The 12,436-nt window shown below is 58.5% G+C and carries 11 protein-coding genes; 6 read left to right on the top strand and 5 right to left on the bottom strand.

The window, feature by feature from the left end:
* Positions 1–63: 63 nt before the first annotated feature.
* Both hrcA and VWY34_RS02245 read left to right on the top strand, forming a co-directional pair.
* Complete coding sequence (gene hrcA, locus VWY34_RS02250; RefSeq protein WP_340547126.1) at positions 64–1,140, top strand: heat-inducible transcriptional repressor HrcA; 1,077 nt, start codon at positions 64–66, stop codon at positions 1,138–1,140.
* Between the two features lie 9 nt (positions 1,141–1,149).
* Positions 1,150–1,713 carry a nucleotide exchange factor GrpE gene (locus VWY34_RS02245; RefSeq protein ID WP_340547127.1) on the top strand — a complete coding sequence of 188 codons (564 nt, stop codon included), beginning with the start codon at positions 1,150–1,152 and terminating at the stop codon, positions 1,711–1,713.
* 103 nt (positions 1,714–1,816) lie between these two features.
* Here the strand turns inward: VWY34_RS02245 and mutS are convergent, their stop codons facing one another.
* A complete protein-coding gene (mutS, locus tag VWY34_RS02240) occupies positions 1,817–4,432 on the bottom strand; it encodes a DNA mismatch repair protein MutS (protein ID WP_416544164.1) in 2,616 nt (871 codons plus the stop codon).
* 162 nt (positions 4,433–4,594) lie between these two features.
* On the opposite strand from mutS, the gene VWY34_RS02235 reads away from it, so the two are divergent.
* Both VWY34_RS02235 and VWY34_RS02230 read left to right on the top strand, forming a co-directional pair.
* Complete coding sequence (locus VWY34_RS02235; RefSeq protein ID WP_340547128.1) at positions 4,595–6,850, top strand: NADP-dependent malic enzyme; 2,256 nt, start codon at positions 4,595–4,597, stop codon at positions 6,848–6,850.
* 4 nt (positions 6,851–6,854) lie between these two features.
* On the top strand, positions 6,855–7,727 hold the full coding sequence (locus VWY34_RS02230) for a ribokinase (RefSeq protein ID WP_416544124.1): 873 nt from the start codon (positions 6,855–6,857) through the stop codon (positions 7,725–7,727).
* Positions 7,728–7,803: 76 nt separating this feature from the next.
* On the opposite strand, the gene msrA is transcribed toward VWY34_RS02230, so the two are convergent.
* Entirely contained in the window at positions 7,804–8,469 is a 666-nt protein-coding gene (gene msrA, locus VWY34_RS02225; RefSeq protein ID WP_416544123.1) for a peptide-methionine (S)-S-oxide reductase MsrA, read from the bottom strand.
* 144 nt (positions 8,470–8,613) lie between these two features.
* Between msrA and VWY34_RS02220 the strand changes: the two genes are divergently transcribed.
* Together VWY34_RS02220 and VWY34_RS02215 are read left to right on the top strand one after the other, a co-directional pair.
* On the top strand, positions 8,614–9,522 hold the full coding sequence (locus VWY34_RS02220; protein ID WP_416544122.1) for a D-amino acid aminotransferase: 909 nt from the start codon (positions 8,614–8,616) through the stop codon (positions 9,520–9,522).
* Entirely contained in the window at positions 9,522–10,235 is a 714-nt protein-coding gene (locus VWY34_RS02215) for an HAD family hydrolase (protein ID WP_340547131.1), read from the top strand. The genes VWY34_RS02220 and VWY34_RS02215 overlap by 1 nt, the downstream gene beginning before the upstream one ends.
* A 98-nt stretch (positions 10,236–10,333) precedes the next feature.
* Here VWY34_RS02215 and VWY34_RS02210 read toward each other — a convergent pair whose 3' ends face one another.
* From VWY34_RS02210 to VWY34_RS02200, 3 genes are all read right to left on the bottom strand, one after another.
* Positions 10,334–10,618, bottom strand: a complete 285-nt coding sequence (locus VWY34_RS02210; protein ID WP_416534335.1) for an SCP2 sterol-binding domain-containing protein — start codon at positions 10,616–10,618, stop codon at positions 10,334–10,336.
* Positions 10,619–10,705: 87 nt separating this feature from the next.
* Entirely contained in the window at positions 10,706–11,164 is a 459-nt protein-coding gene (locus tag VWY34_RS02205) for a DUF1810 domain-containing protein (RefSeq protein ID WP_416544121.1), read from the bottom strand.
* Positions 11,161–12,387, bottom strand: a complete 1,227-nt coding sequence (locus VWY34_RS02200; protein WP_340547134.1) for an argininosuccinate synthase — start codon at positions 12,385–12,387, stop codon at positions 11,161–11,163. The genes VWY34_RS02205 and VWY34_RS02200 overlap by 4 nt, the downstream gene beginning before the upstream one ends.
* Positions 12,388–12,436: the final 49 nt, after the last annotated feature.

Below are 12,436 nucleotides of genomic sequence, written 5' to 3'. Positions count from 1 at the left end.
ATGACAAGGGTAGGGGCGGGCGAAGCCTTGCGCAGAAACGGCAGCGACCACACATAGAGTGCGATGAACAGCAGTAGTGACATTCTGAAGGATATGAACGACCGGTCGCGGGACGTGTTCCGCGCTGTTGTGGAATCCTATCTTGAGACGGGAGATCCGGTTGGCAGCCGTACCCTGACGCGCTCCCTGAACGAGAAGGTAAGCGCCGCCACGGTGCGTAACGTAATGCAGGATCTGGAGCATCTGGGGTTGCTGAACAGTCCGCACACCAGTGCCGGGCGGGTGCCAACACAGGTCGGTTTGCGGATGTTTGTTGATGGTCTGTTGGAGGTCGGTGATCTCAATAATCAGGATCGTCAAAAAATTGATGAAACCATGGGTACGAATTCCGGGACCGGGTCCGCAGGTCTTGCAGGTATGTTGGATCGTGTCGGCTCCGCGCTGTCAGGCGTGACACGGGGAGCATCTCTAGTGCTGACGCCCAAGCACGAGGCAGAGATCCGGCACATCGAATTCGTCACCCTGGCCCATGATCGCGCTCTGGTCGTGCTGGTGTTCTCAGACGGCCACGTGGAAAATCGTCTGTTCACGCCACCGCCGGGGCAAACGCCAAGTTCGATGCGGGAGGCGGCAAATTTTCTGAACGCTTTGATCGAAGGGCGCACATTGGGCGATGTGCGCGGTGCGATACAGGAAGAGATCAAGGCCCGTCAGCAGCAGATCGACGTTCTGGCCCGTGAAATGATCGAAAGCGGTCTGGCGGCTTGGGAAGATGAGGGCAGCGATACGGCGCGACTGATTGTGCGCGGCCGGGCGAATCTGCTGTCGGAAGGGGGGGCGGCTGAGGAGCTGGACCGGATCCGAAACCTGTTTGATGACCTCGAACGGAAGCGCGATATCGAGGAGTTTCTCCAGCTGACCGAGGATGGCGAAGGTGTGCGCATTTTTATCGGTTCGGAGAACAAACTTTTTTCACTTTCGGGTTCCTCTTTGGTGGTGTCTCCCTATATGAACGCGGATCGAAAGATCATTGGTGCGGTGGGTGTCATTGGCCCGACCCGCCTGAATTACGGCCGGATCGTGCCGATTGTGGACTATACGGCGCAACTGGTCGGGAAGCTTCTTTCCGACCGGACTTAGAGGTGAAATATGGCAGAGCCCAAGAACGACGATTTTTTGGACGACATCACAGAAGCCGAAGCGGAAGAGCTCTCTGCGCAGACTGAAGAATATGATGATGCTGCACTGGAATTGGACAGCCTGCGTGCCGAACGGGATGAACTGAAAGACCGTTTCATGCGCGCGCTGGCGGATGCGGAAAACGCCCGCAAGCGCGGCGACAAGGCGCGTCGCGAAGCTGAGCAATACGGTGGGTCCAAACTGGCACGTGACATGCTGCCGGTATACGACAACATGAAACGCGCGATTGAAGCGGCGACCGATGAGCAGCGTGAAGTTTCTGCAGCGCTGATCGAAGGCGTCGAACTCACCATGCGGGCGCTGCTCGGCGTGTTTGAAAAACATGGTATGCAGGTGATCGCGCCGGAAGTGGGCGATAGATTTGACCCGCAGGTGCATGAAGCCATGTTCGAAGCTCCGGTTCCAGGAACCAAAGCCGGCGATATCATTCAGGTATCTGCCGAGGGGTTCATGCTGCACGACCGTCTTCTGCGCCCGGCGCAGGTTGGCGTGTCTTCGACACCGGCAGGTTGATACCGGCGGTCGTAGGCGGGCCTATGGCCCGTGCCTGCGGCGCGAGTATTTTTGGAAAGATGACAAGCGGCCCTTGGTGATCCAAGCTGGCCGCTTTTCGATGTCAGCTCGCGGCCTCCTTCAGGCGGTAGAGTGCCTCCAGCGCCTCTCTTGGTGAGAGATCGTCAGGGTGGATGTCACCCAAGAGCTGTTCCAATTGTGACGGGCCTGTCGGAGCTTTCGGTTGCGGAGGCGGGGCGGCTGCAAACAGCGGCAAATCGTCGATCTGAATTTTGCCGGCGCCACTGCGGCTGCCTTCCTCCAGCATGTAGAGCACATCGCGGGCCCGGGTGACAACGCTTGCCGGGAGCCCTGCGAGCTGGGCCACCTGTACCCCGTAGGAGCGATCTGCTGCGCCTTTCTTCACCTCGTGAAGGAAGATCACATCGCCTTCCCATTCCTTGACTGAAACCGTGGCATTCTCGACGCCAAGCAATTTGCCAGCGAGCTGGGTCAGCTCGTGATAATGGGTGGCAAACAGCGCCCGGGCTCGGTTGACCTCATGCAGGTGTTCCAGTGTTGCCCAGGCAATCGAGAGGCCGTCATAGGTAGCGGTGCCGCGTCCGATTTCATCGAGGATCACCAGCGCCCGGTCATCCGCCTGATTGAGGATTGCTGCGGTTTCGACCATTTCCACCATAAAGGTTGACCGGCCCCGTGCGAGATCGTCAGAGGCACCGACACGGCTGAACAATTGGCTGATCAGCCCGATATGAGCGCTGTCGGCGGGTACATAGCTGCCGATTTGCGCGAGTATGGCGATCAAGGCATTCTGGCGCAGAAAGGTTGATTTGCCGGCCATATTCGGGCCGGTCAGCAACCAGATCGCGGCACCACCGTTGGCCGTGAGTGCACAGTCATTTGCCACAAATGAAGTTCCACCCTGCTGGCGCAGGGCCTGCTCCACAACTGGGTGCCGTCCACCGATGATGTCAAAGGCTCGGGAGTTATCAACCGATGGTCGTTGCCAGTTCTCACCTAGGGTCAGATCGGCAAGCGCTGTAACAAGATCCAGTTCCGCCAACCCGCGCGCGGCAGCATTCAATCTCGCGGCATGGTCGAGAATAGCGCAGGAAAGCCTTGTATAGAGCCGTTTCTCTATTTCTAAGGCGAGGTTGCCCGCGTTCAGGATGCGTGTTTCGATCTCACTGAGTTCGACAGTGGTGAAACGCACCTGATTGGCGGTGGTCTGACGATGAATATATGTCTCTGACAATGGGGCAGAGAGCATTTTCTCGGCATGGGTTGCCGTGGTTTCAATGAAGTAGCCCAGCACATTATTGTGCTTGATCTTCAACGAAGTGATACCGGTGTGGTCCGAGTATTTCTTTTGCAGGGCCGCAATGACGGACCGCCCTTCGTCGCGCAGGGTGCGGGCTTCGTCCAGATCGCTGTCGTAGCCTTCGGCAATGAAACCGCCGTCGCGCGCCAAAAGTGGCGGTTCTGCGATCAGCGCTGCGTCAAGGAGGGGGAGGAGATCATCAAACCCGGTCAGGCCAGCGAGTGCCTGCTGCAACAGCTCAGGCATCTCCATCGTCGCGCAGAGATTGGAAATCGCCTCCGCCTGGATCAGCGTATTGCGTACGGCGGCGAGGTCTCGAGGGCCGCCACGCTCAAGCGCAAGGCGGGAGAGTGCCCGGTCAAGATCAGGTGTCTTGCGCAGGGTGGCCCTCAGAGATTGGGCCAGCTGCGTTTGCTCGACGATGAAGTCCAGAGACGCCAACCGCGCTCTGATCACATCGAGATTGCGGGAGGGGCTGGACAGCCGTTGTTCGAGCAGACGCCCACCGGCGGGCGTCACCGTGCGATCAACCACTGAAAGCAGCGAGCCGCTTCGCCCCCCGGTCATCGAGCGGGTGAGTTCCAGGCTGCGGCGGGTTGCGGCGTCAATCTGCACGACGCGGTCTTCGGCTTCCTGTACCGGTGGCTGGAGAAGGGGCAATTTGCCCTTCTGGGTGATATCAAGATAGTCGATAACCGCGCCCATCGCCGAAATCTCGGCGCGGCTGAAGGTGCCGTATGCCTCGAGCGTCGAGACCTTGAACAGATCGCAGATACGTTTCTCAGCAGCGCTGCTGTCGAAGCTGGACTTGGCCAATGGGGTCACGGGGATCTGGTGGTCGTCAGCTATGGGACGCAGATGATCCAGCGCTGGGCCATCAGCCACAATCAGTTCGGAAGGGGCCAGACGCGCCAGTTCGGGCGATAGTCGCACGGCCGCGACGGGCATCACGTGAAATGCACCCGTCGAGATATCGGCCCAGGCAAGCGCCGCCTGGTCGCGCAATTCGCAATAGGCGGTCAGAAAGTTATGACGACGCGCCTCCAGCAGGGAATCCTCGGTGATGGTGCCGGGTGTGACCAGTCGCACCACATCGCGTTTCACTACGGATTTGGACCCGCGTTTCTTGGCCTCTGCGGGGCTTTCGAGCTGTTCACCGACCGCCACACGAAAGCCTTTGCGGATCAGCGTCAACAGGTATCCCTCCGCCGCATGGACGGGCACGCCGCACATCGGGATATCGTCGCCGTCGTGTTTACCGCGTTTGGTCAGCGCAATGTCGAGCGCTTCGGCGGCGTTTACGGCATCGTCGAAGAACATCTCGTAGAAATCACCCATGCGGTAGAACAGGAGGGCATCCGGGTACTGCGCCTTGATGTCGAGGTATTGGGCCATCATCGGCGTGACTGTGGACAAAGTTCGGCTCCGTAAAATGGGGGATTTGGTTGGCGCGACCTTACAAATCAGGCGACTGCGACGAAAGGTGAAAACGCAACTTCGTTGAGATGATGCGCGTGCTGAGCTATGACGCTTGGGACAGTGAGAGGACACCCAAAGCCAATGCCCAAAGCCAAGATTACCAACGAAGAGGCGCTTGCCTTCCATCTGGAACCGACACCCGGAAAATGGGAGATCAACGCAACGGTCCCGATGACCACGCAGCGCGATTTGTCGCTGGCTTACTCGCCCGGTGTAGCTGTGCCCTGCGAGGCGATCGCGGCGAACCCGGAGACGGCTTATGATTATACGAACAAGGGCAACCTTGTGGCCGTGATCTCCAACGGGACCGCGGTGCTGGGTTTGGGGAATCTGGGTGCGCTTGGATCCAAACCGGTAATGGAGGGCAAGTCGGTCCTGTTCAAACGATTTGCAGATGTGAATTCCATCGACATCGAGTTGGACACCGAGGATCCGGATGAGTTCATCAAGGCGGTGCGCCTGATGGGGCCGACGTTTGGCGGGATCAATCTTGAGGATATCAAGGCGCCGGAGTGTTTCATTATCGAGCAGAAGCTCAAGGAAGAGATGGATATCCCGGTCTTCCATGATGATCAGCACGGTACCGCTGTGATCTGCGCGGCCGGCCTGATCAATGCACTGCATATCTCTGGCAAGAAAATCGAGGATGTGAAGATCGTCCTCAATGGTGCCGGAGCTGCCGGCATTGCCTGTATCGAGCTCCTGAAAGCTATGGGCGCGCGGCATGAGAACTGTATCGTCTGTGATACCAAGGGCGTGATTTATCAGGGGCGCACCGAAGGTATGAACCAGTGGAAGTCAGCCCACGCCGTCAAGACGGAACTGCGCTCCCTGGAAGAGGCCATGAAGGACGCGGATGTGTTCCTTGGCGTTTCTGTCAAAGGGGCGGTGACACAGGACATGGTAAAATCCATGGCCGACAATCCGGTGATTTTTGCGATGGCAAACCCGGATCCGGAGATTACACCGGAAGAAGCCCATGAAGTGCGCGTTGATGCTATCGTCGCCACAGGCCGATCAGACTACCCCAATCAGGTGAACAACGTGCTGGGGTTCCCATATCTGTTCCGCGGCGCACTGGATATTCATGCGCGCGCCATCAACGACGAGATGAAAATTGCCTGCGCCCATGCCCTGGCAGGTCTTGCGCGTGAGGATGTGCCGGATGAGGTGGCGCTGGCCTATGGGAAATCGCTGTCCTTTGGCCGTGACTACATCATCCCGACTCCCTTTGATCCGCGTTTGATCCATCGCATTCCGCCAGCAGTTGCCAAGGCTGGTATGGACACTGGTGTCGCGCGTCGGCCGATCATAGATATGGATGCCTATGAGCACGGCCTGCGTGGTCGGATGGATCCGACTCAGTCGATCCTTCGCGGATTGAACGCGCGTGCACGCGCAGCGCAATCGCGGATGATCTTTGCCGAAGGTGACGATCCCCGCGTCTTGCGTGCGGCGGTGATGTATCAACGCTCCGGCTTTGGTAAGGCGCTGGTTGTTGGACGCCCCGATGATGTGCGTAGCAAGCTGGAAACAGCCGGGCTGGGGGATGCGGTTCGTGAGTTGGAAATCGTGAACGCGGCCAATACTCAGCATTTCGAAACCTATAAGGACTTTCTTTATGAGCGGCTGAATCGCAAGGGATTTGACCGTAAGGATGTTCACCGGCTGGTTGGCCGTGATCGCCATGTGTTCTCGGCCCTGATGCTTGCGCACGGGCATGGTGACGGCTTGGTCACCGGGGCGACGCGGAAGTCGGCGCATGTGCTGGACCAGATCAATCATGTGTTTGATGCGGATGCGACAAATGGATCGGCTGGTGTGACCGCACTGCTGCACAAGGGTCGTATCGTTCTGATCGGTGATACATTGGTGCATGAATGGCCGGATGAGAATGATCTCGCCAATATCGCCGAACATGCGGCCGGGGTGGCCCGTCATATGGGCCTGGAGCCACGGGTTGCGTTTGTGAGCTTCTCGACCTTTGGCTATCCGGTCTCCGAACGGGCTGAGAAAATGCACATCGCGCCGGCAGTTCTGGACAAGCGCGGCGTTGATTTTGAGTACGAAGGCGAAATGACGGTCGACGTGGCGCTGAACGCCAAGGCACAGGAGGCATATCCGTTCCAGCGTCTCACTGGTCCGGCCAATATCCTGATCGTGCCTGCGCGGCACTCTGCGTCGATCTCGGTCAAGTTGATGCAGGAAATGGGGGGCGCGACAGTTGTTGGTCCAATCCTGTCCGGTGTTGATAAACCGATCCAGATCTGCTCCACCACGTCGACTGCAAACGACATTCTGAACATGGCGGTTCTGGCTGCCTGCAACATCGGGTGATTTCATGGCGATCTGGAATTTGGGCTCAATCAACGCCGACATGATCTATGCGCTGCCTCACATGCCAGCTGCGGGGGAAACTCTTGCGGCGGAGGGGCTGGAGCAGTTCCTGGGCGGAAAGGGAGCAAATATGTCTGTGGCCGCCGCGCGCGCAGGCAGTCATGTCTGCCATCTTGGCGCGGTCGGACCGGACGGGGCCTGGGCCGTCACGCGGTTGTTGGAATATGGCGTCGACGCGCGCCATATTGCGCAGCTGGAGGTGCCGACCGGCCATGCAATCATCGCGGTTGATCCGTCGGGCGAGAACCAGATTATCCTGTTTCCCGGGGCCAACCGTCAGATCGGCGAAGATCAGGTCGGCTCTGCGCTGTCAGAGGCGAGTGCGGGCGACATTTTGGTGATGCAGAACGAGACCAACATGCAGGCCGAGGCTGCACGAATGGGGCGCGATCTTGGCCTGAAGGTTGCCTATGCCGCCGCGCCTTTTGATGCAGAGGCAGTCCAGGCGGTCCTGCCGTATCTCGACTATCTGTTCCTGAACGAGGTCGAAGCTGAACAGTTGCGTGAAGCGACCGGCAAGACGCCCGAAGCGCTGGGCGTGTCAGATGTTATCGTGACTCTGGGGTCCAAGGGCGCGCGCCATTATGCGTGCAAGAGTGGTCAAACCCACGATGTTGCAGCGCATTCGGTTGTTCCGGTCGACACAACGGGTGCCGGGGATACCTTCACGGGGTATGTGCTCTCGGGATTGGACCGTGGCATGCCGATGGCGCAGGCCTTGGCGCAGGCCAGTCGCGCAGCTGCATTGATGGTCACCCGCAAAGGCACCGCCGATGTGATCCCCGACCTGAAAGAGGTGCAAGACGCAAGTTTCTGACGACATCAATCAGTCAATATGAAAAAGGCGCGTTTTCCACCGCGCCTTTTTCGTGCAGTTATCCATGGTGCCGCACCTAGTGCTGCTTGGCAAAAGGCGCTGCGGCCCCCCATAGCTGCAAGACCCTTGCATCGCGACCACAGGCCTGCCGATATCGCTTATACGCCTCTGATTGACGTTTGGGACCAAATCGCGTGAGCACCAGCCGGTTCCCTTTGTAATAATCCTGATGGTAGGCATCGGCGGGATAGAATGCCGTTGCAGGCAGGATCGGTGTGACGATGGCCTGACCGAGTTCTGCTTGCGCCTTGGCCTTGGCGGCCTCTGCGGCAGATTTCTGATCCGATCCAGAGACGAATATGGCTGTTCTGTAGCTGTCGCCGCGGTCGCAGAACTGACCAACGGCATCTGTCGGATCAACTGACCTCAGGAACATGGACAGCAGCTGTTGGCGCGTTACTTTTTGGGGGTTAAACCGGATTTGAACCGCTTCGTAGTGACCGGTGCCGCCGGCGGTGACCTGTTTGTACGTAGGTGATGGCACGCTGCCGCCCGTGAAGCCGGATACTGCCGAGAGAACACCTGGAACGCTTTCAAAATCGCTTTCCACGCACCAGAAGCAGCCACCCGCCACGGTCAGGGTTTCGACGTTCTGGGCATGGGCCTGATGACCTTTCAAGGCCACGGCCAGCACCATGAACAAGGTCAGTACGATTGGTCTAAGGGATTTGGTCGAACGCATCATGGCCTCCATCGTTGCTCTACTGTGGCTCGGGGCTCTTTCGGGCTCAATCACATGACATGGTTTGTCACGGCTTGGTGACGGGAAGTTACCGCTTGGAAATGGGATCCAATGCTTCTAGCGTGCGGCTCGCAGGAGGAGCAGATGACCAAGAAAATGAGTACGCACCAAGCGGAAGAAGATCAGCGCAACGAAGAGATCCTGATCTATCTGAACGGCGAGATTGTTCCGAAAGCTGACGCCAAGGTCAGCGTCTATGATAGCGGTTTCATGCTGGGTGACGGCGTTTGGGAGGGGCTGCGCCTCTATGATGGGACCTGGGCCTTCATAGATGAGCATCTGGACCGCCTGTTCGAGGCCGCAAAGGCGATTGATCTGGATATCGGCATGTCCCCTGATCAGGTCAAACAGGTCGTGCTGGACACGCAGAAAGCCAATGGTATGACCACAGATGCCCATGCGCGGCTGATGGTGACACGCGGCGTGAAAACTCGGCCTTTTCAACATCCCTCGCTGTCGCAGCAGGGACCGACCTTCACCATCATCATGGAGCATTCGCGCCCTCACCTGCCGCGCCCGATCCGGCTGGCAACCGTGCCACATCTGCGCGGACTGCCGATGACGCAGGATCCGAAGCTGAATTCGCATTCCAAGCTCAACTGCATCTTGGCCTGTATCGCAGCCGAGAAGGCGGGCGCCGACGAAGGGCTGATGCTGGACGTGAACGGCTTTGTGAACACGACGAACGCCTGCAATTTCTTTATCGTTCGCAAAGGTGAAGTTTGGACCTCGACCGGTGACTACTGCATGAACGGGATCACCCGACAGAAAGTGATCGACCTGTGCCGCGCCAACGACATCCCTGTCTTTGAGCGCAACTATTCATTGGTGGATACCTACGGCGCGGATGAGGCTTTCCTGACCGGAACCTTTGGTGCGCAGACGCCCGTGGGCGAGATTGATGGTCGCCAGATCGGTGAGGGTGCCATGGGGCCTGTGACCGAGCGGATCCGCTCGCTCTACAAGGATCTCGTCGCGCGGGAGTGCGCCTGATGCGGATCGCGATGTGGTCAGGGCCGCGCAATCTGTCGACGGCGATGATGTATGCCTTTGGCAATCGCGGCGATTGCGCTGTGGTGGATGAACCTTTTTATGCGGCGTATCTGGCGAAAACGGGACTGGAGCACCCAATGCGCGCTGAGATCCTGGAGAGCCAGCCACAGGAGCCGGCAGCGGTCGTGGATTTGTTGCTGGGGCCGGTCCCGGCTGCAAAACCGTTTTTCTATCAGAAGCACATGACGCAGCATATGATCGAGGGCATACCCCGTGACTGGATGCGTGAGGTAACAAATGTGTTTCTGATCCGCCATCCGGCGCGGGTCATTGCCTCCTACGCGGAGAAACGGGAAAATCCGACGTTGGATGACATAGGGTTTCGCCAGCAGGCGGAATTGCTCGATCTGGTCCAGAGTTGGGGTCAGAGTCCGGTGGTTCTGGACAGCAACGATATTCGCAGAGATCCCGCGCAGATGCTGGAACGGCTCTGTGACAGGATCGAGATGCCGTTTTCCCCGAAGATGCTGTCATGGCCCATGGGCGGACACAAGGATGACGGCATCTGGGCAGCACATTGGTATGGATCTGTCTGGCAGTCGACGAAATTCGCAGGACCAGAAGGACCGTTGCCCGAGGTTCCGGATGAACTGCAACCGGTTCTGCAAGCGGCATTGCCCTATTACGAGCAGCTGCAAACGACAAAGATCTGACGGAAGGGAACCAGGGGGGCGCTGCCCCCTCGCGCCTGCGGCGCTTCACCCCCGGAGTATTTTTTGGAAAGATGACAGGCCGCAGGGCTGCGCCGTGATCAGCCGATCAGCTTGCCCAGTTTCATTGCCACCCCCATATCACCTGAAATTTTCAGTTTGCCCATCATCACGCCGGTCATCGGGTTCAGTTTTCCGGTGAGCAGCTTCTTCAGGTTTTCGGTACTGATGCGGATGGTGCAGTCGGTGTCACGGTTTTCTGTCGTGGCATCGCCATCTGCGAGAACGATGACGCCATCGTCGCCGCAATCGAATTTCAACGAACCGTCAAAGTTTTTCCCGGTCAGCCCGGCGCGGATACCATCCGCCAGCGGTTGAAGTGCCATTGTCTCCCCCTCGGTATCTTTGCGCCAAGGGTTAGGCATCCGTCTGTCAGCAGGCAAGGGTGACCAAAGGGGAGGTTACGTCAGCTTTCAAGACAGGGTGCTACGGGTGACCGGGCAGGGGGTTCCGTCGAAAAACGTCTCTAATACTTGTGAAAACACATCTGATGCGCCAGGAACGGCAGCAAAGAGCGTCATTGATGAGCAGAGTTTCCTGGCGTCAGTTTCGCCGAGGATGGACGCGGCGCTGCGGTCTTTGTGGGTGAGCAGCAGCTCGCTCGCCTCGGTCAACCGTGCGTTCAGGACCGGATGGGCCAGATACGCGGTGGCCTCCGTCAGATCCTCGATCCCGTAGAGCTGCGCCATATGGGACTGGCCAAGGTCAGCAAGCTGGGGAAAGACGAACCACATCCAGTGGCTCGTCTTTTTACCGGCGGAGATTTCGGCGCGGACATCGTTCCAAACGGTGTCCTGCGCCTCGACGAACATCTCCATCTCTTCGGTCAGATCGTCGTCTATATCATCTTCGATATCGACGCGGTCGCTCATTTCTTCAACCGGCGCTCGCGAGCGGCGAGGAGCTTCAGTCGCAGCGCGTTGAGCTGGATGAAGCCTGCTGCGTCCTTCTGATCATAGGCACCTGCGTCTTCCTCGAAGGTGACATGTGCTTCGGAGTAGAGCGAGTGATCTGACCAGCGGCCTACGGTGGATACAGAACCTTTGTACAGTTTCACACGTACGGTGCCGGTGACATGTTCCTGGCTGCGGTCGATGGCGGCTTGCAGCATTTCGCGCTCGGGCGAGTACCAGAAACCATTGTAGATCAGCTCGGCATATTGCGGCATCAGCTGGTCTTTCAGGTGCATTGCGCCCCGGTCCATCGTGATGGACTCAATGCCGCGGTGGGCTTCGAGGAGGATGGTGCCGCCCGGTGTCTCATAGATGCCGCGGGATTTCATGCCAACAAACCGGCCTTCGACCAGATCGAGACGACCGATGCCGTGCTTGCCGCCGTATTCGTTCAGTTTGGTGAGAATGGTCGCGGGTGACATTGCCTCGCCGTTGATGCTGACGGCGTCACCTTTTTCAAAGCCGATCTCGATGAATTCAGCTTCATTCGGAGCATCCTCCGGGTGGACGGTGCGCTGATAGACATAGTCAGGCGCTGCAACGGCGGGGTCTTCCAGCACCTTGCCTTCGGAGGAGGTGTGCAGAAGGTTCGCATCCACGGAGAAGGGGGCTTCGCCACGTTTGTCCTTGGCCACAGGGATCTGGTGCGCCTCTGCGAATTCGAGCAGACGGGTGCGCGAGGTCAGATCCCATTCGCGCCAGGGGGCGATCACCTTGATATCAGGGTTCAGCGCATAGGCCGCCAGTTCGAACCGGACCTGATCGTTGCCCTTGCCGGTGGCGCCATGAGCAACCGCATCGGCGCCGGTTGCCTCGGCGATCTCGACCAGACGCTTGGAGATCAGCGGACGCGCGATGGAGGTACCCAGCAGGTAGAGGCCTTCGTAGACGGCATTGGCGCGGAACATCGGGAAGACGAAGTCCCGCACGAATTCTTCCCGTACGTCTTCGATGTAGATGTTCTCTGGTTTGATGCCCAGCAGCTCTGCCTTCTGGCGGGCAGGTTCCAGTTCCTCACCCTGGCCGAGATCGGCGGTGAAGGTCACAACCTCACAACCGTATTCGGTCTGCAGCCATTTCAGAATGATTGACGTATCAAGGCCGCCGGAGTAGGCGAGGACAACTTTCTTGGGCGCGGACATGGGATTTCCTCTTGATCAGAACGCCAGCGGCCTATCCGGTTTTTGACAG

Source organism: Phaeobacter sp. JH20_02, from assembly GCF_048056915.1.
In the GTDB taxonomy this organism is placed as follows: Bacteria; Pseudomonadota; Alphaproteobacteria; order Rhodobacterales; family Rhodobacteraceae; genus Phaeobacter; species Phaeobacter bryozoorum.
Note: the sequence above shows the minus strand (reverse complement) of the source record. Positions and strands in the feature narration are given on the sequence as shown.